Source organism: Microbacterium sp. KU4F (assembly GCF_056868075.1).
Genome location: NZ_CP200324.1, coordinates 1,382,993 through 1,403,829 on the forward strand (window position 1 = coordinate 1,382,993; position 20,837 = coordinate 1,403,829).

A 20,837-nucleotide genomic window follows, 5' to 3' on the forward strand; every position below is an offset into this window, starting at 1 on the left:
ACGACGGCCGGACTCTCCGGCCGTCGGATGGCCCGACAGGGCGGCGATCGCGGCCGCATCCCTCTCGGTGAAAGGGGTGCTCTCGCCGCGTGCGGTCGCGACGTCGGGCCGAGGGCCTGCGTGCGCAGCGAGCATCGTGCACCTTTGCTGTGACCCGACGATGGGTCACTCACTCGTTCTTCGACTTGATGGGTCGTCATCGGCGCACGCCGCAACGCGCACAAGGGATGCGGGAGCGTCGAGCGGGATGCGGATACGCGACATCGCGTGTTAGCGGTACCAATGACTTGTGCTCGATGTTAGCGCGAACGCATCGTCTGTCAAGCGCGACTGCGGCCGCGCTCTCGGCGAACATCGAGCATCGCTGACGGCCGCCCCTCTACGCTGGTGCAATGACGCACTCTGCCGATTCCTCCGACAGTCATAGTCCGCGCGCCCGGGTGACCCCGGGCGTCTGCCTGCACATCGAGGAGGTCGGCCGGTGAACGGCGACCTCCTTCTCAATATCTCCCTCGTCATCGTCTTCGTCCTCATCGGCGGCGTGTTCGCCGCCACGGAGATGGCCCTCGTCACCCTGCGCGAGAGCCAGGTCAACGCGCTCGCGGCGCGGGGCAAGCGCGGTCGCAAGGTCGCCGATCTCGCCCGCAACCCCAACACCTTCCTCTCCGCCGTCCAGATCGGCGTGACGGTGGCCGGTTTCGCCTCGGCCGCGTACGGCGCCTCATCCATCGCACCGTCGGTGACGCCGCTGTTCGTGTCGCTCGGACTCGCCGATTCCGTTGCGGCGACCGTCGCGACGATCGTGCTGACCCTCGTGATCGCCTACCTCTCGCTGGTGCTCGGCGAGCTCGTCCCCAAGCGCCTCGCGATCCAGCGCAACGCGCAGTTCGCCTACGCCGTCGCCCCAGTGCTCGGCGGATTCGCGTGGTTCATGCGCCCCGTCATCTGGCTGCTGTCCGTGTCGACGAACGCCCTCGTGCGACTGCTCGGCGGCGATCCGAACAAGACCGCCGATGAGCTCACCGACGAGGAGCTGCGCGACATCGTCTCCAGCCATGAGGGCTTGCCGGAGGATGAGCGCCGCATCCTCGACGACGTGCTGTCGTTGCGCGACCGCCAGATCAGCGAGGTCATGCGACCCCGCCCCGAGGTGATCGCACTCGACGCCCGTGAACCGATCGATGAGGCCGCCACGCGGGTCAAAGACCTGCCGCACTCGCGCTACCCGGTCATCGACACGTCGATCGACGACATCGTCGGGTTCGTGCACGTGCGCGACATCTTCGACGCCGCATCCGCATCCGGCCGTGACGAACTGGCGTCCATCGCCCGCGAGATCTCGTACCTCCCGTCCTCCGCACGCGTGCTGCCGGCTCTCACAGGGATGCGGGCGCAGGGCCACCACATCGCGGTGGTCGTCGACGAGTACGGCGGAACGGACGGCATCGTCACGCTCGAGGATCTCGTCGAGGAGGTCGTCGGCGAGATCTTCGACGAGTACGACACGGATGCGGTCGCCGAAGCGCTGAGCGCGGAGGGCGGCACGGTCGACGGCCGGCTGAATCTGCAGGACTTCGAAGAGGCGACAGGCATCGCGATCCCTCGCGGCAGCGCCGACACGGTCGCCGGCTACGTGGTCGAGAGGCTCGGGCGCCTGGCCCGCGTGGGCGACGTCGTGGAGATCGACGGCGCGACGATCCGCGTGAGCGCGATCGATCGCCGCCGGATCAGTGAACTGCACGTGACCCGCGCGGCGGCACCCGCGCAAGAGTTCCCGAACTGATCCGCTCCTGGCGGGGGACGAGGCGCCCGGCCCCCGCCAGGTGATCTACCGTTGTAGAGGCAGGATCCGCACCCGAAGCGCGCCCGCCAGGAAGGACCCCGTGAGGATCGCATCGTCATCGGACTGGCGGCAGAACATCCCCTTCGAGACACCGCTGCTGGTCGCCGACATCGCCCCCGGCGAGCCGGGGCGCTGCGCATCCTGCCCCGCCGACGCACCGGCGCGCGAGCGCACGGAGCTGTGGGCCGTCAAGCACCGCCATCCCAACAACCACGACGGGTTCGTGCGCTTCTACTGCGTCGAGCACCGCCCGGAGCCGCCCCGCGCATCAGCGCCCGCAGCGCCGGCGGCGCGCCCGAAGCGTACCGCGGCACGTCAGGCAGCCCCCGCCCGCACGAGCGCGCCGAAACCTGTGGTTCCCGAGCGCGTGCGCGCCGTGTGTCCCACGTGCTTCCTCGAGGCAAACGCCAACGGCGTCTGCGGCATGTGCGGCGAGCAGATCGCCTGAGCCCGATCAGCGAACGCGCAACGCCCCAGGCTCGACGCTGACCGCGAAGCCGGTCACCTCGCCGACCTCTTCGCCGTCGATCTCGAACGCGCACGGCTCGGACAACTCGACGCGCAGCTGCCGAGCCTGCGCATGCCGCGCAGAGTCGGTGCTCGTCGCCGAACGCTCGCGGTCGAACAGGCGGAGGATGCCGTTGTCCCACATCGCGGTGCGCAGCGTCTCGAGCCAGTCGCCGACACCGGCCGCGCTCATGATCAGCACATCGAGCAGTCCGTCGTCGAGCTGGGCGTCCGGGAAGAGGGTGACCCCGCCCTGGATGGCGCCGCAGTTGCCCACGAGCAGCGTGTGGGCCTCGACGCTCTGCGCCGGCTCGTCGTCGAGCGCGAGGCGGACATCGATCACGCTCGACGACGAAAGCGCGCGTCCCATCGCGGCCACATAGGCGAGCCACCCCGCTTTCGACTTCAGATCGTCGTCGGTCTCGGCGAGCATCTGCGCGTCCAGGCCGAAGCCCACCATCACGACGAAGGCGTGACGCTCGGTGCCGCGCTCCCGCGTGAGATCGACCCAGCCGATGTCCATCGATCGCGACTCCGACGTCAGGGCCCGTCGCATCGCGGCAGGCAGACTCAGCAGCGGCACGCCGAGATTGCGCGCCAGGAGATTGCCGGTGCCGCGCGGCACGATGCCGAGGGCGACATCCGTTCCGGCGAGCCCCTCCGCCACCGCCCGCACGGTGCCGTCGCCGCCCGCGGCGATGACCAGATCGCACCCGGCTTCGACGGCCGCGCGCGCGGGCCCCTGCCCCGGGTCCTCGGGGGTCGTCTCGAACCACTCCGGCTCGGCCTCGGCGCTGACACCGGCCCACGCGCGCGCGAGATCCTCGCGCTTCGTCTTGCTCGGGTTGTAGACGATGGCGGTGCGGGATGCGGGCATGCACACATGCTCTCACCCTCCGCGCGGCGCACGGCTCCGCTTGCGGATGCGAGCACGGTATGACGATCTCCCGACGCGAGCCGTGGATAATCCACAACACCCTCCGCGCGAATGCGCGATCGGAACTGTGGAACCTCGGAAATGTTGTGGTCTGACCTTTCAATTTCATCCGGAAACATGAACAATGAAGGCATGACCCGCCCCGGCTACAGCGCGATCTCCAGCTACTCGCGCGTCCAGATCCTCCACGTTCTGCAGAAGCGCGGACAGCGCACGGTCGCCGAGTTGTGCGAGGCGACCGAACTCCACCCGAACACGGTTCGCGAGCACCTGCAGCGTCTGCTCGACGGCGGCTACATCGTGGCCGAGACCGAGCACCGGACCACCCGCGGCCGCCCGCGGGTGCTGTACAGCACCACCTCGGACCGCCGGGGCATCAGCGTCATCTCGCAGCGCAAGGTGCGCGAGGCCGCACAGCGCGGCGACCTCATGCGCCGCATCATGCCGTGGACGAACGTGACCGACACCGGGCTCACCCCGGATGCCGTTCACCAGATCGACGCCCTCGTCGAGGACCTCGGCGACGCCGGGTTCGACCCGATCGTCGACGAGGCCGAGCTCACCGTCGACATCTCCCCCTGCCCCAACGCGGGCGCCGACCCCGATCACCGCGAGACGCTCTGCGACGTGCATCTGGGACTCATGGACGGCGTGCTCGCCGAGGCCGGCGGCCCGCTTCGCGTGGACAAGATGGCCGCCTCGTGCGACCCGCGCAACTGTGTCGTCAAGCTGATGCTCGCGCAGCGGGTGCCGCTACCGGCATGAGCGAACGGCCCTCAGCCGCCGATCGCGTTCATTCCCCGCGACGGCTGCAGGAACGAGGGGTCATCGATGGCGTGTCCCGCGAGCTTTCCGGCGATGCACGAGCGCAGCATGGCGTCGACCTGCGCGTCCGACGCACCCCCGCGCAGCACGGGAACGAGGTCGTACTCGGTCGTGGAGAACAGGCAGTTGCGCAGCTGCCCGTCGGCGGTCAGCCGCATCCGGTCGCAGTCACCGCAGAACGGCGCCGTGACCGACGCGATGACACCCACCGTGTGAGGGCCGCCATCGAGCGTCCAGCGCTCGGCGGGCGCGCCGCCGCGGCCGGGCACGGGGGTCAGCTCCACCGGCGGCCGAGCGCCTCGAGAATCTCCTCGCGGGTGACCATCTGCGAACGGTCCCACGTGTGGCCCGCATCCAACGGCATCTGCTCGATGAAGCGCATCTGCGCGTCGTGCGCGATGGCGAACTCGACCAGGTCGACCAGCTCGTCGTCGTTCACCCCGCGCATCGCGACGGCGTTGAGTTTGAGCGGGCGGAGCCCGGATGCGGCAGCCGCGGCGATCGCCTCACGCACCTCTTCGAGGCGGTCGCGCCGCGTGAGCTCGGCGAAACGGTCGCGCTGCAGCGTGTCGATGGAGATGTTCAGCCGGCTGAGTCCCGCCGCGACGAGCTCGGGCAGCAGCTCAGGCAGGCGGATCCCGTTGGTCGTCATCGCGATCGCGACCGGTCCCTCGGGGGATTCGATGCGCGCCAGGCGCGCCACGACGTCCACGATGTCGCGGCGCAGCAGGGGCTCACCGCCGGTCAGCCGGAAGGTACTGATCCCGTCGGCGGCGGCGATGCGGGCGACGCGTTCGATCTCGTCGGTCGTCAGGATGCTGTTGCGCGCGAGCCACTCGTTGCCCTGCTCGGGCATGCAGTACGTGCAGCGCAACGAGCAGCGGTCGGTCAACGAGATGCGGAGGTCCCGATGCACCCGGCCGAACGCGTCGACGAGCGGATCGCCCTGTCGCTGCTGCCCCGCATCCACCGGCGGCGTGCGGCGCAGCTGGAGCGGGATCGCCGTCATCCTCTGACCTCCGCCGCTCGATCGCCCATGACACGAGGGTACGTGCCGCGCTCGGACCCCCGGCGCGGATCGACGCGGAAATCCCTCGCCATTATTCACGGCCGCCCCCTGCGGCCATCTCATTTCGAACTGCGACACTGTGCCGCAACCTCTGATCCGACCGGTCCTGCGGCCGGGAGTCGAGGCGAGGGCTCTGAAGGGGACGCTCATGGATTTTCTTGATCCGCTCGCGCTCGCGCGCTGGCAATTCGGCTTGACCACGCTGTACCACTACCTGTTCGTGCCGCTGACGCTCGGCATGGGTCTGATCGTCGCGATCTTCCAGACCTGGTGGGTGCGCACCGGCGAGACCAAGTGGCTGCAGCTGACGCGCCTGTTCGGCAAGATCTTCCTGATCAACTTCGCCATGGGCGTGGTGACCGGCATCGTGCAGGAGTTCCAGTTCGGCATGAACTGGTCGGCGTACTCGCGCTTCGTCGGCGACGTGTTCGGCGCTCCCCTCGCCTTCGAGGGCCTGCTCGCCTTCTTCTTCGAGGCGACCTTCATCGGGTTGTGGATCTTCGGCTGGGACCGCCTGTCGAAGCGCGTGCACCTGGCCACCATCTGGTGCGCCTGGATCGGAGCGACGCTGTCTGCGTACTTCATCCTCGCCGCGAACTCCTTCATGCAGAACCCCGTCGGCTACACCATGTCGCCCGACGGCACCCGCGCGGAGATGACCGACTTCTTCGCGGTGCTGACCAACCGCGTCGTGCTCGCGACCTTCCCGCACACGATGTTCGCGGCCATCATGTTCGCCGCCGCCGTCGTGGTCGCCGTCGCCGCCTGGCATCTGGCCCGCGGAAAGCACTTCGACTCGATGCGTCCCGCCCTGCGCTTCGGGATGTGGACGGTCATCATCTCCTTCGCCGGCACCGCCATCTCCGGCGACCTGCTGGGCCTTCAGATGGTGGCCACTCAGCCGATGAAGATGGCGGCCGCGGAGGCGCTGTACAACACGGCGTGCGGCGCGGATGCGTCGTTCTCGATCTTCTCGCTCGGCACCCCCGACGGAACGAGCGAGATCTGGTCGTTGCGCGTGCCGTACCTGCTGTCGTTCCTGTCCACCCACACGCTGGACGGCTGCGTGGAGGGCATCAACAATCTGAACGCCGAGTACACCCAGAACTGGCCCGTGTTCGCCGACCAGCTCGGCGGCGACCTGCCCTTCGCCCCCACGATCTGGATCACCTACTGGTCCTTCCGCTGGATGATCGGCTTCGGCGGCCTCGCCGCGGTGATCTCCGTGGTCGGCCTGTGGCTCACCCGCAAGAAGGCGAAGCGCGCCGTCCCGCAGTGGGCGTGGCGTGTGGCGATCTGGTCGGCTCCGCTGCCCATGTTCGGCAGCCTCGTCGGGTGGCTCTTCACCGAGATGGGGCGTCAGCCCTGGATCGTGTTCGGTCTCATGCTGACCCAGGACGGCGTCTCGCCCAGTGTTCCGGGGTGGAACGTGCTGATCTCACTGATCGCCTTCACCCTCACCTACGCGGCGCTGGCCGTCGTGGAGTTCGGCCTCATCCTGAAGGCCGCGAGGAAGGGGCCCGAGCCGATCCCCGAACCCGGGGACGGCGAGAGTGCCGACGACGATGCCCACCGCATGACCACGGTCTACTGAGGAGCTCGCCATGGATCTCGCATACATCTGGTTCTTCATCGTCGGCGTGCTGTTCGTCGGATACTTCGTGCTCGACGGCTTCGACTTCGGCGTCGGGATGTCGCTGCCGTTCCTCGGCAAGGACGACATCGGCCGCCGGCAGATCATCAACACGATCGGCCCCGTCTGGGACCTCAACGAGACGTGGGTCATCGTCGCCGGCGCGTGCCTGTTCGCGGCGTTCCCGGAGTGGTACGCCACGCTGTTCAGCGGGTTCTACCTGCCGCTGCTGCTCATCCTGCTCGCCCTGATCGCCCGCGGCGTCTCGTTCGAGTACCGCCACCAGCGTGATTCGCTGCGGTGGAAGAAGGGATTCGACACGATGATCGTCGTCGGCTCCGCCCTTCCGGCGCTGCTGTGGGGTGTGGCGGTCGCGAACATCGTGCAGGGCGTGCCGCTGGATGCTCACCACGAGTTCACCGGTTCGCTGCTGACGCTCCTGAATCCCTACGGCCTGCTCGGCGGCGTCACGACACTGCTGCTGTTCTTCACGCACGGCGTGTACTTCGTCGCCCTGAAGACGGACGGCCAGGTGCGCACCGATGCCCGCAAGCTCGCGCGCACCTCGGGCCTGCTGACGATCGTGGTCGCTGCCGCGTTCTTGGGCTGGACGGTCGTGAACGCGATGGGCGCCCAGGCTCCCGCGCTGCCGCTCGTGATCGTGTGCGCCGTTGTCGCGGCCGTGCTGCTGATCGCATCCGTATTGGCCAACGCCACCGACCGCGAGGGATGGGCGTTCGCGTTCGGCGCGGGCACCGTCGCCTTCGCCGTGCTGACGCTGTGGCTCGCGCTCTTCCCGAACGTCATGCCGTCCTCGACGGACCCCGCGGGCACCCTGACGATCGAGAACGCCTCGAGCACCGACTACACCCTCACGATCATGACCTGGGCCGCAGTGGTCTTCCTGCCGCTCGTGCTGCTCTACCAGGGCTGGACGTACTGGGTCTTCCGCAAGCGCGTGATGCGCTCGCGGATCGAGAAGGCCGCGGCGGTCGTCCACTGACTGCTCCCATCCGCTCCTCCCCTTCGGAGCGGATGAGGGCACACCCCGTCGGACCGGCGGATGCTCCCGGGCATCGGCCGGTCCGACGGCATATGAGGCAGGATCGAAGAGTGAATACGGACGCCGCCACCCGCGCGTCGGGCAGTAACCGCCCGATCGATCCGCGGCTGCTGCGATACAGCTCCGCGTCGCGCCACTTCCTGTTGATCACCGCCGCGACCGTGCTCGCGCAGACCGGTGTGATCATCGGCTTCGCCTGGCTGTTGACGACGGCGCTGGTCGGCGCCATCGCCGGCGAGCCCGTCGAGACCCTCCTTCCCGCGCTCGGGGGCGCCGCGGCGCTCGCGCTCCTGCGCGGACTGCTGATCGCCGCATCCGAGCGCACCTCGGCCGTGGGTGCGGCTCGCGCGTCGCTGCAGTTGCGCGCGGCGCTCGTGTCCGCGGTCGACCGGCTCGGCCCCGCGTGGCTCTCCCGCCGCAACAGTGCCGCGCTCGCGGTCACGGCGGGCCACGGTCTGGAAGCGCTCGACGCCTACTTCGGCCGCTACCTGCCGCAGCTGGTCGCCACCGCGATCACGATGCCCATCCTGATCGTGACGATCCTCGTCTCGGACCCGCTCTCGGGCCTCATCGTCGTGCTCACGATGCCCCTGATCCCGCTGTTCATGGTGCTGATCGGCTTGGCCACACAAACCGTGCAGCGCCGGCAGTACGACACCCTGCAACATCTCGCGTCGCGCTTCGCCGACACGGTGGCCGGTCTCGGAACTCTCAAGGTCTTCGGACGCCAGCACCGCGCTGCACGCAGCATCGAGAAGGTCACCGGCGACTACAAGCGCGAGACGATGGCGGTGCTGCGCGTCTCGTTCCTGTCCGGTTTCGCGCTCGAGTTCCTCGCGTCCATCTCCGTCGCGATCATCGCCGTCGAGATCGGCTTCCGCCTGCTGGGCGGGCAGATGCCGCTGCTGGTGGGCCTGTTCGTGCTGCTCCTCGCGCCCGAGGCGTATCTGCCGTTGCGACAGGTGGGCGTGCAGTTCCACGCCGCGGCCGAGGGCGTGGCCGCGACCGACGAGATCTTCCGGACCCTGGACGACGCCCGCGCCCTGGCGCCGGTCGCCCCCGTCGACTCCGCGGCGGCACCGGTGCCGACCGATGCACCTCTGCTGCGCCTGCGCGAGCTACGCGTGGCTCGCGACGACCGCGTGATCGGCCCGATCGACCTGGATCTGTCACCGGGAGAGATCGTGCTGCTGGAGGGCCCCAGCGGCGCGGGCAAGTCGAGCATCCTCGCCGCCCTCCTCGGCTTCGCCGACTACACGGGTCGTCTCGAGGTGGCCGGTATCCCCGCGACGGATGCGGCCGCGCGCGGCATCCTGGCGTGGGCGGGGCAGCGGCCGGGACTGGTGACCGGATCCGTCGCGGAGAACGTCGCCCTCGGCGACGACCGACCCGATGAGGCTCTCGTGGCGCGGTGCCTGGCGGACGCGGTCGCCGATGTCGACGGCGCCGTCGTGCTCGGCGTGTCCGGAGGGGGACTGTCGGGCGGTCAGGCACAGCGCGTGGCAGTGGCACGCGCCCTGTACCGGATGCGGCACCGCGGTACGCCCGTGCTCGCACTGGACGAGCCGACGAGTGCCCTCGACGCGCACACCGAGGCGGAGCTCTGGCAGACGGTGCGGCGCGCGGCCGACACCGAAGGCGCCGCGGTCCTGCTCGTCTCGCACCGGCCGACGGCGCGGACGATCGCCGACCGCGTGATCGCCGTCTCGTCCGCCGCGGCTCTCGGTTCCGCGGCGGAAGGGGGCGCGGCGTGAGAACCTCCGACGTCCTGAGGTCGGCGCAGCCGCCGCTGCGCAGCTTCTGGTGGGCCCTCGCCGCCGGAACGGGAACCGCCGTCAGCGCGATCGCTCTGCTGGCGGCCAGCGCCTGGCTCATCACGCGTTCCGCCGAGCAGCCTGCCGTCATGTACATCACGGCGGTCGTGGTGGCTGTGCGCGCCTTCGCGCTCGGGCGCGGCGTCTTCCGCTACCTCGAGCGCCTCAGCGGCCACGATGCCGCACTCGGACGCCTCGCGACCGTACGCGCCGACCTCGTGCGCCGCATCGTGCCGCTGGCTCCCGACGGGCTGGGTACGACCCGCCGCGGCGCGCTGCTCTCCCGCCTCGTCGACGACGTCGACGAGCTGCAGAACCTGCCGCTGCGCGTCGTCATGCCGCTCGCCACCGCAACCCTCGCCTCGGTCGCGAGCGTCGTGTTCACCGCCTTCCTGCAGCCGATCGCGGCCACCGTGCTCGCGGTGTGCCTCGCGGCGGCGTTCGCCCTGGCCGCGTGGGTGGGCTGGCGGGCCGGCGCGCGGGCCGAGAACCGCATCACGCCGCTGCGCTCGCACCTTTCCGATGCCCTCCTCGACCAGCTGACGACTCTCGATGTGCTCACCGCGTTCGACGCCACGGATGCGGCTCGCAGCCGCATCCGTCAGGCCGACGAGCGGCTGCGCCGGGCCACGGTGCGCCGCGCGGGCGCGCAGGGGCTCACCTCCGGCGCGGTGTCGCTCGTCGCCGGGATCGCCTCGCTGGCCACCCTCCTCGCCTGCGCCGCGCTACTCGGCCAGGGCGGCTTCGACGGTCCCGCTCTGGCCGTCGTCGTGCTCCTGCCGATGGCGGTGTTCGAGGTCTTCGGGGCGGTGCCGCTGGCCCTCGCGGCGTGGCGCCAGGTACGCACGGCCGCCGAGCGCGTCGCCGAGACCGTGCCCGACGAGGTGCCCGCGGGACTCCCCCGCGACGAGCCGACGGCGACGGGAGATGCCCCGCCCCTCGGTGACGGACTGCGCCTGTCGGGCGTGTCGGCGCGCTGGCCCGACCGCCTCGACGCTCGCACGTCCCGCGACGACGCGGCGTCCGCATCCGTCGACGATTCCGGCCGATTGGCGGACATCGACCTCCACGTACGCCCCGGCGAGCGCGTGCTGGTGACAGGCCCGAGCGGTGCGGGCAAGACGACCCTCGCGCACGTCCTCGTGCGCTTCCTCGACTACGAGGGCTCCTACCTCATCGGCGGCACGGAGGTTCGTGAGATCTCCGGGGATGACCTACGCCGCACGATCGGCCTCTGCGAGCAGTCCCCGTACCTGTTCGACGAGACGCTCAGGCAGAACCTGCTCTTCGCCCGCGAGACCGCGCACGACGCAGACCTCTGGGACGTGCTGGAGCGCGTCGGGCTCGCCGAATGGGCGCGCGAGCGTGGCGGGCTCGACGCCGACCTCGGCGAGCGCGGTGCGCTCGTGTCCGGCGGGCAGGCGCAGCGGATCGCGCTCGCACGCGCTCTGCTCGCGCGGTTCCCCGTGCTCGTGCTCGACGAGCCGACCGCGGGCGTGGATCCGGCCGCATCCGATCTGCTTCTGCGAGATCTGCTGAGCGCCGTCGATGAGGACCGCGCCGTCGTGCTCATCTCGCACATCGCACCGCCGGAAGGGCTCGTGGACCGGGAAGTGCGTCTCGAGAACGGCCGGCTGGCGGCATCCGCCTGACTCAGAGATCGAGGGTGAACAGCTGGGCGCCCTCGGGCGAGGCGGCGCGCACGAACCCGAGACGGTCGTAGAACGCCAGCGCTCCGACGTTGCGCGCGTCCGCGCCCAGGTGCAGGCCGCGCACACCGCGCTCGCGTAGCGCGACGACGAGGGTCTCGACCAGGCGGCGTCCGGTACCCTGCCCCTGCAGCACGGGCAGCAGGTCGATGTGCAGGTGCGCGGGGTGGGTGGTGCGCAGCGCACTGCTCTCCGTGCGCGCATCCGCTTCGGCGACGATCGCCCGCTGCCGGGCGTTCGCGTCCGGCAGCGCGTAGCGCGCACGGTGGGCGGGCCACCAGTCCCGTGCGAACCAGGCGTCGAACGCGATCGTGTCGTCGGTGGCGACGATGTAGCCCGCCGGGCGACCTTCTGCATCCTCCGCCACGAAGGCGAGATCGGGATGCCGCTCGAGGTACGGCAACAGGTAGAGGTCGGCCCAGAGGCCGTCGTCGCTCAGGATCCCTGTGCCGTCGGAGCCAGCGGCCGCCGTCGCGAGACAGACCGCCGCCAGCGCGTCTTCGTCACCCGGTCGGAACGGACGGATGACTCCCATGCACCGAGCGTATCCCTCCCCTCCCTCCCTCCCCTCCCTTCCTTCCGGCCGAGCGAGCTCGGCGAAGGGGTGAGGAGATCAGGCGGGCAGCAGTCGGACGCACTCAGGGGCCACGGAGAGGATGACCTCCGCCCCCGGACGCAGGCCACGCGCTGCGAGCTCGTCGAGCGACACGTCAACCGCTATCCCGCCCGTCGCGGTGTGCACGCGTGCGCCCGCGATCGTGGGCTCGACGCGCACGACGCGGGTCGACCACGACGCGGGCTCACCTGCGGCGGCGATCCGCACGTCGATGGGATGGAACACCGCGGCCCCGACCGGCGTCCCCTCGAGGTCTCCGCGCCCCTCGATCAGCACCCCGTCGACCAGGACTCCGCCGGATGCGGGGGCGCCGACCACGCGGTTGAGTCCGGCCAGCGAGGCGACGAACGCCGTCGCCGGGGCACCGAGCACGTCGCGCACCGCCCCCTCCTGTGTGAGCCGGCCCGCCTCGACCACCGCGACGCGATCGGCGAAGGCGACCGCATCCACCGCGTCGTGCGTCACCAGCACGCACGTGCGCCCCCCGAGGTGCTCCGCCAGAAGAGCCCGGATGCCGTCCGCCGTCACCGGATCGAGCGAGGTCAGCGGCTCGTCGAGCAGCACGAGCCGAGGGGATGCGGCGAGCGCCCGCGCGATCGCGACGCGCTGCTGCTGCCCCCCGGACAGTTCCGCGGGTCGCCGGTCCCCCGCATCCGCCAGTCCCACCCGCGCCAGCCAGTCCTCCGCCTGCCTCCGCGCGGCGCGAGCGGGTGTCCCCGCGGCGCGGAGTCCGAACGCCACGTTCTCGCGCGCGCTCAAGTGCGGGAACAGGTGGGGGTCCTGACCGAGCAGCACGGTCCCGCGCCGGGCGGAAGCGAGCTGGAACCGGGGGGTCGAGACCTCCTCCCCGTCGAGGAGGATCCGCCCGTCGCCGAGCGGCACGAAACCGGCGAGCGCATCCAGCAGCGTGGACTTCCCGGCGCCGCTCGGGCCCATGATCGCCACCGTCTCGCCGGATGCCACCGAAAGGGGGACCTCCAGCTCGAACCCCGGGCGCGAGACGTGGATGCGGGCGTGCAGCGCGGTCATCGCACGGCCCCCGGGCGCCAGGCACGCACGAGCAGCAGAACCAGGACCGCGGTCGCCAGCAGCAGCAGCGACAACGCCACGGCGGTGCCCTGTGACACACCGGCCCCGTTGAACGCCGTGTAGATCGCGAGCGGCATGGTCTGGGTCACACCCGGCGCATTGCCGGCGAACAAGGCGGTGGCACCGAACTCGCCGATCGCCCGCGCGAAGCACAGCACGACGCCCGCGACGAGCCCGGGGGCGGCGAGCGGGAGGGTGACGCGGCGCAGCACCGTCCACCGACCGGCGCCGAGGGATGCGGCGGCACGCTCGTAGCCCGTGCCGATGGCACGGAGCGACCCCTCCACGGCGAGCACGAGGAACGGGAGCGCGACGAAGACCTGCGCCATGACGACGGCCGCCGTCGTGAACGGCACGCGCACCCCGACCAAGCCGAGGGCGTCGCCGAGCACCCCGTTGCGTCCGAAGAGGTACAGCAGCGCGACACCGCCGACCATCGGCGGGAGCACGAGCGGCACGGTCACGAGAGCGCGCAGCACGGCGGCGGGGCGGGCAGCCGCACGGGCGATGAGCAGCGCGAGCGGCACGCCGACGACGACGCAGACGGCCGTCGCGACGGCCCCCGTGCCCAGCGACAGGGTGAGCGCGCTCAGTGCGGCCGGCGACGTGATATCGGATGCGAACGTGGACCACTCGACGCGGGCGACGAGGGCGAGCAGGGGCAGGAGCAGGAACGCGAGCCCGATCGCAGCCGGGATGGCGAGGGAGCGCGGCAGGTGGCCGCGTGGGGCTCCGCTCACGGCGCGCCGAAACCGTGCACGGCCAGGATCTGCTGGCCGCGCTCACCACGCACATAGGCCACGAAGGCTGCGGCGGCCGCCGCATCCGGAGCATCCGTGAGCGCGACGATCGGGTACCGGTTGACGACGGATCCCGCTCCGTCGGGCGTGAGCGAGTCCACATCGTCGCGGCCCTTGACGTCGGTCGCGTAGACCAGGCCCGCGTCGGCCTCGCCGGCAGCGACCTTCGTCAGCACCGCGGTCACGTTCTGCTCCTGGCTGACCGGGGTGACACTGACATCCGCCGCGCTCAGCAGCTTCTGGGATGCGGCGCCGCACGGCACTTCCGGCGCGCACAGGACGACGCTCGCGCCGGGCTTCGCGAGGTCGGCGAGCGATTCGATGTCGGCAGGGTTTCCTGCGGGCACGGCGATGACGAGCGTGTTCGTGGCGAACACCTGCGGGTGTTGGGCGAGGCCGGCGTCCACCACCTTGTTCATGTTGTTCTCGTCCGCGGAGGCGAACACGTCGACAGGCGCGCCGCCGATGATCTGGGTCGCGAGGGTCGACGAGCCGTCGTACGAGATCGGCAGGACCTGCACGCCCGGGTACTGCTCCTGAAAGCTCTGGGCGATCTCGTCGAACGCGGCGCTCAGGGAGGCGGCGGCGGAGATCGTGAGCGTTCCGGTCAGCTCCGCGGTCGCAGATGTGCTGGGGTCGGAGGTCGGCGTGGCCGCTCCGGCGCAGCCGGCGAGCAGGAGGGCACCGGCGGCGACGACGCCGATGAGCGAGAGGCGGCGAGCGGTCATGTCAGTCCTTCGGGGTTTCGACGATCACGGTGGTCGCCTTGACGACGGCGACGGCGAGAGACCCGGGCTCGAGCGCGAGGTCCCGGGCCGACTCCGCCGTCATGAGCGAGACGACCCGGTGCGGACCGGCCTGGATGTCGACCTGGGCCATCACCCCGTCGATCTGCACCCGGGTCACGAGGCCCACGAAGCGGTTGCGGGCGCTCGAGAGCACGTCGCTCGGATCGTCGGATGCGGCGGCGAGCTCGCTCGCTCGCGCGGCGAGCGCGTCGCCGGGGATCTCGACGGGGGTGGCATCGGTCGTCGGCAGGATGCCCTGGTCGATCCACCGCCGGACGGTGTCGTCGCTGACACCGAGCAGTCGAGCGGCGTGAGACACCTTGAAGGAGTGCATGCCCGCAACATTATCCGCATTCGCGGACAATCAGCATCGATTACTCCGCATCCGCGTCCACTGCGATCTGCTCGATTCCCGATTCGCCGCTGGCATGATCGAGACATGGACGAGTCGCCTGTCACCCGCACCGTTGTGAGCTCATTCGTGATCGACGATGCAGCGAGCTTCGCCTCGATGGAAGTGCGACGCATCACCATGGCACCGAACATCCATCCGGGCGTCCACTGGCACAACGGCCCGGTGTTCGGCGTGATCGAATCTGGCTCCGCTTTCTTCCAGGTGCAGGACCACCCCCAGCAGGTTCTGCACGCGGGGGACACCTTCTTCGAGCCCGCAGACACAACGATCACACGCTTCGATGCCACCGAGGAGGGTGTCACATTCCTCGCCTGGTTCCCCGTGCCAGCGGGAATCGAGCCGGAGCTCACCATGGGGGCGTGGCCGGGCGCGGGCTCTGCCTGAGGACGCGTGGGGACGAGGGCCGCGATTATCCTGAGCACATGCCCGACGAGTCAGCGAGTCTCCCGTCCCCGTGGGGCGTCTTCTCCCGCGATTCGGTGACGTCGATCGACGGCGAGGTCAGGGTCTTCGAGCGGTTCTCGGTCGCCGGTGATCCGCACCTCACGCTCGAGACCGGCGACACGGCGATCGCTGCGGGGCTTCTGAACCGCCTCGAGGCGTTCCTGTCGCGTCGGGCGCTCTGGGAGCGCGCAGCCACCGACGCGGTGGTCGTCGAGTTCAGTTCCGAAGACCCGACGAAAACCGAGCTCGATGAGGCAGCCGTGGACCTCAGGGCCGAGCAGATCGTGGTCTTTCCCGACGCCGCCGTCACGGTCCACTTCAACGACACCTGCGGTCAGCACTTCCTGGACGGATACTGGCCCGCCGTTCACTTCGGTCCCGACGACGCCGTCACGAAGGTGACCGTCGAGGCCTGAGCTGTGGCGCGGCGACCCCGGTGTCCGCTCGATCCGATGCCCGCCGGCCGCGACTACCCTGGGGACATGCCCCTGCCCGCGCTCGTCGAGCCGGTTGCCGCGCTGTCGGAGTCCGAGCGCGCGCGCACCGCGCGTCATGCCGTCCTCGCCGGGTTCGGTGAACTCGGTCAACGTCGCCTGGCCGCCGGCCGCGTCGCCGTCATCGGCGTCGGGGGACTCGGCTCCCCCGTCGTGCTCGCGCTGGCGGCCGCCGGTGTGGGCGAGCTCATCGTCATCGACGACGACGAGGTGGAGCTCACCAACCTGCAGCGTCAGGTGCTTCACCGCGTCGAGGATGTGGGCGCCCCGAAGGTCGACAGCGCCCGCCGCGCCGCCGAAGACCTCGGCTCGGCCACCGTGGTCACCGGCATCCGGACGCGCATCGACGGCACCAACGCGGACAACCTGCTCGCGGGCGCCCACCTGGTCATCGACGGCAGCGACACCTTCGCCACCCGTGCGGCCGTCGCCGCCGCGTGCGAACGCCGCGGCATCCCGCTCGTGTGGGGAACCGTGCAGGAGTTCGCGGGCCAGGTGACCGTGTTCTGGTCGGCGCCGCCGAACGGCGTCGCCCCGGTCGTGCTGGCCGATCTGTACCCGCCGGAGACGGTGGGCGAGGTGCCCTCCTGCTCCCAGGTCGGCGTCCTCGGGGCCCTGTGCGTACAGGTCGGCGGAATGCTGGCGATCGAGGCCGTCAAGCTCCTCACCGGCATCGGCGAGCCGCTGCTGGGCCGCATCCTGCTCGTCGACGCCCTCACCGCCCGCGTCCGCGAGGTTCCGCTGCGCCCGAGCGGACAGAGCCCGACGCCGGCACCCGATCCGCTTCCCGAGATCGCCGAGATCGACACCGCGGAGTTCGATGCGCGCCGCGCCGCCGGCGTCGCCGTGCTGGATGTGCGGGAGCCCGCAGAGACGGACCTGGGCACGGTTCCCGGCGCCCGGCTCGTGCCGCTGGCGACGGTCCTCGAAAATCCCGCTGCGCTCGGCGCCGGCCCCTACGCCGTCGTCTGCAAGGCCGGCATGCGGGCGCACCGCGCCGCCCGCGCCCTCGCCGCGGCGGGGGCCGACGTGGTGGTGCTCTCCGGCGGCATGGACGCGTGGAGCAGAGGCCGCGCATGAGTATCCGTACCGTCGAGGATCAGCTCGCCCTCGTGCTCGCCGAGGCGGTGGCGCTGCCCGCCGAGCGGATCGCTCTCTCGTCCGCGGCCGGCCGCACGACCGCCGCGCCCGTACGCGCCGGCATCGACATCCCCGTCTTCGAGAACTCCGCGATGGACGGTTTCGCGGTGCGCTTCGCCGACGTCCGAGCCGCGACGGATGCCGAGCCGAGCCGGTTGCGCGTCGTCGCCGACCTTCCCGCCGGCACCGCCCTCGACCCCGACCTGCGCCCCGGTGAGGCCGCGCGCATCATGACGGGCTCCCCCGTGCCCACCGCCGCCGACACCGTCGTGCCTTTCGAGCACACCGCAGGCGGCCTCGACGATTCGCTGGACGAGATCGCCGTGCTCATCGCCCCACCCGCCCCCGGCGCACACGTGCGCCGACGCGCCTCCGACCTGTCCGCCGGCGATGTGGTGATCGACGCCGGTGTTCTCCTCGGTCCACTGCAGATCGCGGCGGCCGCGGCGGCCGGCGTCGGCGAGGTGGAGGTGACACAGGTCCCGCGCGTCGCCGTCGTGTCGACCGGCGACGAGCTCGTCGCTCCGGGCCTTCCGCTCCGGCGCGGACAGATCCCCGAGTCCAACAGCATCCTGCTGGCGGGCCTCGCGACCGCCGCGGGCGCCGACGTCGTCCTGCGCGTGAGCGTCGACGACACGGACGCGTCGCTGCTCGCGGTGCTTCGCGACGCGCAGGACGCCGGCGCGGACGTGGTCATCACCTCCGGCGGCGTCAGCGCGGGGGCGTACGAGGTCGTCAAGAACGCGCTCAGCGGCGACATCGACTTCCCCAAGATCGCCATGCAGCCGGGCAAGCCGCAGGGTTTCGGACGTCTCGCCGCAGGACCCCTCCTGTTCGCGCTGCCGGGCAATCCGGTCTCGTCCGCTGTCTCGTTCGAGGTGTTCGTGCGACCGGCGCTCCTGCAGATGCTCGGTCGTACCAGGCTGCACCGCGACCTCATCCGCCTGCCCGCGGCCACCGGATGGCGCACACCGCCCGGCCGGCGCCAGTACCTGCCCGCCGCCATCGACCGCTCCGACCCCGCCGCCTGGCGCGTGGGACCCGCCACCGCGGGCGGCTCCGGCTCGCACCTCGCGGGCGGCCTCGCACGCGCCGAGGCCTACGCGGTCGTTCCCGCGGAGGTCGAGGAGGTCCGCGAGGGCGATCTCGTCGATGTCATGCTGATCTCATGAGCTTCACCCACCTGGATGCGGCGGGCCATGCCCGCATGGTCGACGTCACCGCCAAGCAGCCGACCGTCCGCTCGGCGACGGCCCGCGGCTTCGTGCGCACCTCCGCCCACATCGTGGCGGCGCTGCGCGACGGCTCCGTCCCCAAGGGTGACGTGCTCGCCGTCGCCCGGATCGCCGGCATCCAGGCGGCCAAGCGCACGCCCGAGCTGCTGCCGCTCGCGCACGTGATCGGCGTGCACGGCGCCGTCGTCGACCTGTCGGTCGTGGAGGCCGGCGTCGAGATCGAGGCGACGGTGCGGACGGCCGATCGCACCGGCGTGGAGATGGAGGCGCTCACGGCGGTGAGTGTGGCTGCGCTGACCGTGATCGACATGGTCAAGGCGATCGACAAGTCCCCGTCGATCGAGAACGTGCGGATCGTCCGCAAGGAGGGCGGCAAGTCCGGCACCTGGGAGCGTCCGGGCGAGGCATGACCGACCTGCAGGCGATCATCCTGGCGGGTGGACGAGCCGCGCGACTGGACGGCATCCCGAAACCGCTCGTGCGCCTCGAGGGCGCCACGCTGCTCGAGCGCGCGGTCAGCGCCGTACGCTCTGCAGGCGCTGCGCCCGTCATCGTCGCCGGACCCGAGGTGCGGCCCGCACCCGACGACGTTCGGTGGGTCCGGGAGGAGCCGGTGTTCACCGGACCTGCGGCGGCGCTGCACGCCGCGATGGCGGTCGCGACCGATGTGCCCTGGACGCTTGTCCTGGCGGTGGATCTCGTCCGCCCAGCCGAGGCGGTCCCCCGTCTGATGGCGGATCGAGAACTGCTGCCCGCCGACACCGACGGTGTCTGCCTCGGCGATGCCTCCTCCCGTCCGCAATGGCTGACGGGGCTCTACCGCACCGCGGCACTCGCACGCGGAACCGCATCCCTTGCCGACGAAGGCAGGGACCAACCGGTTCGTCAGGTCATGGCCGACCTCGCGATCGCGGTCGTGCGCGCGCCGGACGGGGTCGTGGCCGACATCGACACGTGGCAGGATCTGCAGGATGCGGGCGCCGTCGCGCCCGGCATCGAGAAGGAGGAGGACCGATGAGCGAGCACCTTCCGCCGGAGGCGCTGGACGAATGGGCGGCGCAGATCGCCGAGCGTCTGGGACTCACGCCCGACGACCTCCCGATCTCGGCCGTGCTGGATCTGGCGGGTGTGGTCGCGCGCGGCGTCGCGCGTCCCGCCGCACCGGTGAGCACTTTCGCGGCAGGACTGGCGGCCGGACGCGCCGGCGGCTCGGCCGAAGACGTGCGGCGGGCCATCGCCGAGATCGCCGACCTCGTCGCCGAGCGCGAGGCGTGATGGCGCACGTCCGCTACTTCGCTGCAGCCGAGGAGCTCGCCGGGCGCGCCGAGGAGCACCGCACAGAGGCGACGGTCGGAGAGCTCCGTCGTGCCCTGGCCGCGGAGCGCCCAGGGCTCGGCGGCATCCTGCCGCGATGTGCCGTGCTGGTCGCCGGGGCGCGGCGCGACGACGATGCACCGCTGGACGCCGACACCCTGGTCGACGTGCTGCCGCCCTTCGCGGGCGGCTGAGCTCAGCCGCCCAGGCCCTTCCAGGCTGTCGTGCCGTCGGACTCGACCTGGCGCTTCCACACCGGCAGCTCTCTCTTGATCTGCTCGATCACCTCGCGACACACGGTGAAGGCCGCGTCGCGGTGCCCGGATGCGACAGCGATGACGACCGCGGCGTCGCCCACCTCCAGTCGGCCGATGCGATGACTGACGGCCACGAGCGCGCCGGTGTCGCCGATGGCCTGCTCGGCGATCCGGTGCAGGAACTGCTCCGCATCCGGGTGGGCCGAGTACTCGAGGGCCACGACCGCGGTGCGCGCATCGGGGTCGTTGTCTCGCACGCGACCCACGAACGTGGTGAGCGCGCCGGATGCGGCGTCGTCCACGGCGGCGAGGTGCGCGTCGAGATCGAGGGGCTCGGCGCTCACGCGTGCGATGACGACGGGCATCAGTGGTCTCCTCCGGCGAGCTGGTCGACGACGTGGTCGGCGACGGCGATGATGAGCGGCATCCCCTCCGCAACCGCTGCGGGCTTGCCCGGCAGGTTGACGATGAACGCGCCCTGCGCGGTTCCGGCCAGGCCGCGGGTGAGCAGTGCCGCCGGTTTGCTCTCGCCGCCGCGCCGACGCAGCTCCTCCGCGATGCCGGGCAGCTCGCGTTCGATGACGCGCGCGCTCGCCTCCGGAGTCTGATCCCTCGGCGAGACGCCCGTACCGCCCGAGGTGACGATCAGTCGAGCGCCCGCGGCGAGAGCCGCGCGCAGTGCGCTCTCGACGCTGTCGACGCCGTCCGCCACGACACGAGCCGGCGGGCACTCCCACCCCGCGGCCTGCAGCTGCTCGACCGCGACGGGCCCGGATGCGTCCTCGCGCTCGCCCGCGGCGGACCGATCGGACACGGTGATGACAGCCGCCAGACGCATACCGGTC

At 71.1% G+C, this 20,837-nt stretch carries 23 protein-coding genes and 1 pseudogene; 15 read left to right on the top strand and 9 right to left on the bottom strand.

The genetic code is table 11. The features are described 5' to 3' along the window. Nucleotides 1–481 precede the first annotated feature (481 nt). Entirely contained in the window at nt 482–1,783 is a 1,302-nt protein-coding gene (locus tag AC1VNH_RS07040) for a hemolysin family protein (protein WP_483110571.1), read from the top strand. A 100-nt stretch (nt 1,784–1,883) separates the two neighbouring features. Next, nucleotides 1,884–2,291: a glucose-6-phosphate dehydrogenase gene (locus tag AC1VNH_RS07045; protein ID WP_483110572.1), complete on the top strand. Its 408-nt coding sequence runs from the start codon at nt 1,884–1,886 to the stop codon at nt 2,289–2,291. Between the two features lie 6 nt (nt 2,292–2,297). Here the strand turns inward: AC1VNH_RS07045 and AC1VNH_RS07050 are convergent, their stop codons facing one another. Continuing rightward, a complete protein-coding gene (locus AC1VNH_RS07050; protein WP_483110573.1) occupies nt 2,298–3,227 on the bottom strand; it encodes a diacylglycerol/lipid kinase family protein in 930 nt (309 codons plus the stop codon). 192 nt (nt 3,228–3,419) lie between these two features. Here AC1VNH_RS07050 and AC1VNH_RS07055 point away from each other — a divergent pair, with 192 nt between their 5' ends. Further along, entirely contained in the window at nt 3,420–4,052 is a 633-nt protein-coding gene (locus AC1VNH_RS07055) for a helix-turn-helix transcriptional regulator (RefSeq protein ID WP_243231617.1), read from the top strand. Nucleotides 4,053–4,063: 11 nt separating this feature from the next. On the opposite strand, the pseudogene moaA reads toward AC1VNH_RS07055, so the two are convergent. Further along, nucleotides 4,064–5,121 (bottom strand): annotated as a pseudogene (gene moaA, locus AC1VNH_RS07060) (GTP 3',8-cyclase MoaA). A 208-nt stretch (nt 5,122–5,329) separates the two neighbouring features. Here moaA and AC1VNH_RS07065 point away from each other — a divergent pair. From AC1VNH_RS07065 to cydC, 4 genes are all read left to right on the top strand, one after another. Continuing rightward, nucleotides 5,330–6,775 (top strand): cytochrome ubiquinol oxidase subunit I, encoded by a 1,446-nt coding sequence (locus AC1VNH_RS07065; protein WP_309735527.1) that lies wholly within the window; start codon nt 5,330–5,332, stop codon nt 6,773–6,775. A gap of 10 nt (nt 6,776–6,785) precedes the next feature. Then, the gene (gene cydB, locus AC1VNH_RS07070; RefSeq protein ID WP_344230032.1) at nt 6,786–7,817 is read left to right on the top strand and encodes a cytochrome d ubiquinol oxidase subunit II; all 1,032 of its coding nucleotides are present in this window, start codon (nt 6,786–6,788) and stop codon (nt 7,815–7,817) included. 110 nt (nt 7,818–7,927) lie between these two features. Then, complete coding sequence (cydD, locus tag AC1VNH_RS07075) at nt 7,928–9,631, top strand: thiol reductant ABC exporter subunit CydD (RefSeq protein ID WP_483110574.1); 1,704 nt, start codon at nt 7,928–7,930, stop codon at nt 9,629–9,631. Then, entirely contained in the window at nt 9,628–11,343 is a 1,716-nt protein-coding gene (cydC, locus tag AC1VNH_RS07080; protein ID WP_483110576.1) for a thiol reductant ABC exporter subunit CydC, read from the top strand. The genes cydD and cydC overlap by 4 nt, the downstream gene beginning before the upstream one ends. 1 nt (nt 11,344) lies before the next feature. Here cydC and AC1VNH_RS07085 read toward each other — a convergent pair whose 3' ends face one another. The 5 genes from AC1VNH_RS07085 to AC1VNH_RS07105 all read right to left on the bottom strand — a co-directional run bounded on the left by AC1VNH_RS07085 (nt 11,345) and on the right by AC1VNH_RS07105 (nt 15,027). Continuing rightward, the gene (locus AC1VNH_RS07085; protein WP_483110577.1) at nt 11,345–11,935 is read right to left on the bottom strand and encodes a GNAT family N-acetyltransferase; all 591 of its coding nucleotides are present in this window, start codon (nt 11,933–11,935) and stop codon (nt 11,345–11,347) included. 78 nt (nt 11,936–12,013) lie between these two features. Further along, on the bottom strand, nt 12,014–13,045 hold the full coding sequence (locus AC1VNH_RS07090; RefSeq protein ID WP_483110578.1) for an ABC transporter ATP-binding protein: 1,032 nt from the start codon (nt 13,043–13,045) through the stop codon (nt 12,014–12,016). Next, nucleotides 13,042–13,845, bottom strand: a complete 804-nt coding sequence (locus AC1VNH_RS07095) for an ABC transporter permease (protein ID WP_483110579.1) — start codon at nt 13,843–13,845, stop codon at nt 13,042–13,044. Before AC1VNH_RS07095 ends, AC1VNH_RS07090 begins: the two co-directional genes overlap by 4 nt. Continuing rightward, on the bottom strand, nt 13,842–14,633 hold the full coding sequence (gene modA / locus AC1VNH_RS07100; protein ID WP_483110580.1) for a molybdate ABC transporter substrate-binding protein: 792 nt from the start codon (nt 14,631–14,633) through the stop codon (nt 13,842–13,844). The genes AC1VNH_RS07095 and modA overlap by 4 nt, the downstream gene beginning before the upstream one ends. 1 nt (nt 14,634) lies before the next feature. Next, nucleotides 14,635–15,027, bottom strand: coding sequence for a TOBE domain-containing protein (locus tag AC1VNH_RS07105; RefSeq protein WP_344230019.1), 393 nt, complete (start codon nt 15,025–15,027; stop codon nt 14,635–14,637). Here AC1VNH_RS07105 and AC1VNH_RS07110 point away from each other — a divergent pair. The 8 genes from AC1VNH_RS07110 to AC1VNH_RS07145 all read left to right on the top strand — a co-directional run bounded on the left by AC1VNH_RS07110 (nt 15,022) and on the right by AC1VNH_RS07145 (nt 19,929). Further along, nucleotides 15,022–15,492, top strand: coding sequence for a cupin domain-containing protein (locus AC1VNH_RS07110; RefSeq protein ID WP_483110581.1), 471 nt, complete (start codon nt 15,022–15,024; stop codon nt 15,490–15,492). The genes AC1VNH_RS07105 and AC1VNH_RS07110 overlap by 6 nt on opposite strands. Before the next feature lie 38 nt (nt 15,493–15,530). Beyond that, entirely contained in the window at nt 15,531–15,968 is a 438-nt protein-coding gene (locus tag AC1VNH_RS07115; protein ID WP_483110582.1) for a hypothetical protein, read from the top strand. A gap of 66 nt (nt 15,969–16,034) precedes the next feature. Then, nucleotides 16,035–17,126, top strand: coding sequence for a ThiF family adenylyltransferase (locus AC1VNH_RS07120; protein WP_483110583.1), 1,092 nt, complete (start codon nt 16,035–16,037; stop codon nt 17,124–17,126). Further along, nucleotides 17,123–18,358, top strand: a complete 1,236-nt coding sequence (locus AC1VNH_RS07125; protein ID WP_483110585.1) for a molybdopterin molybdotransferase MoeA — start codon at nt 17,123–17,125, stop codon at nt 18,356–18,358. Before AC1VNH_RS07120 ends, AC1VNH_RS07125 begins: the two co-directional genes overlap by 4 nt. After that, nucleotides 18,355–18,831, top strand: coding sequence for a cyclic pyranopterin monophosphate synthase MoaC (gene moaC, locus AC1VNH_RS07130; RefSeq protein WP_483110586.1), 477 nt, complete (start codon nt 18,355–18,357; stop codon nt 18,829–18,831). The genes AC1VNH_RS07125 and moaC overlap by 4 nt, the downstream gene beginning before the upstream one ends. Next, the gene (gene mobA, locus AC1VNH_RS07135; protein WP_483110587.1) at nt 18,828–19,439 is read left to right on the top strand and encodes a molybdenum cofactor guanylyltransferase; all 612 of its coding nucleotides are present in this window, start codon (nt 18,828–18,830) and stop codon (nt 19,437–19,439) included. The genes moaC and mobA overlap by 4 nt, the downstream gene beginning before the upstream one ends. Next, nucleotides 19,436–19,696: a DUF6457 domain-containing protein gene (locus AC1VNH_RS07140; protein ID WP_243231647.1), complete on the top strand. Its 261-nt coding sequence runs from the start codon at nt 19,436–19,438 to the stop codon at nt 19,694–19,696. Before mobA ends, AC1VNH_RS07140 begins: the two co-directional genes overlap by 4 nt. Then, nucleotides 19,696–19,929, top strand: coding sequence for a MoaD/ThiS family protein (locus tag AC1VNH_RS07145; protein WP_483110588.1), 234 nt, complete (start codon nt 19,696–19,698; stop codon nt 19,927–19,929). The genes AC1VNH_RS07140 and AC1VNH_RS07145 overlap by 1 nt, the downstream gene beginning before the upstream one ends. A gap of 2 nt (nt 19,930–19,931) precedes the next feature. Here AC1VNH_RS07145 and AC1VNH_RS07150 read toward each other — a convergent pair whose 3' ends face one another. Next, a complete protein-coding gene (locus AC1VNH_RS07150; RefSeq protein ID WP_234075535.1) occupies nt 19,932–20,360 on the bottom strand; it encodes a molybdenum cofactor biosynthesis protein MoaE in 429 nt (142 codons plus the stop codon). Next, nucleotides 20,357–20,830, bottom strand: a complete 474-nt coding sequence (locus tag AC1VNH_RS07155; RefSeq protein WP_344230004.1) for a MogA/MoaB family molybdenum cofactor biosynthesis protein — start codon at nt 20,828–20,830, stop codon at nt 20,357–20,359. Before AC1VNH_RS07155 ends, AC1VNH_RS07150 begins: the two co-directional genes overlap by 4 nt. Nucleotides 20,831–20,837: the final 7 nt, after the last annotated feature.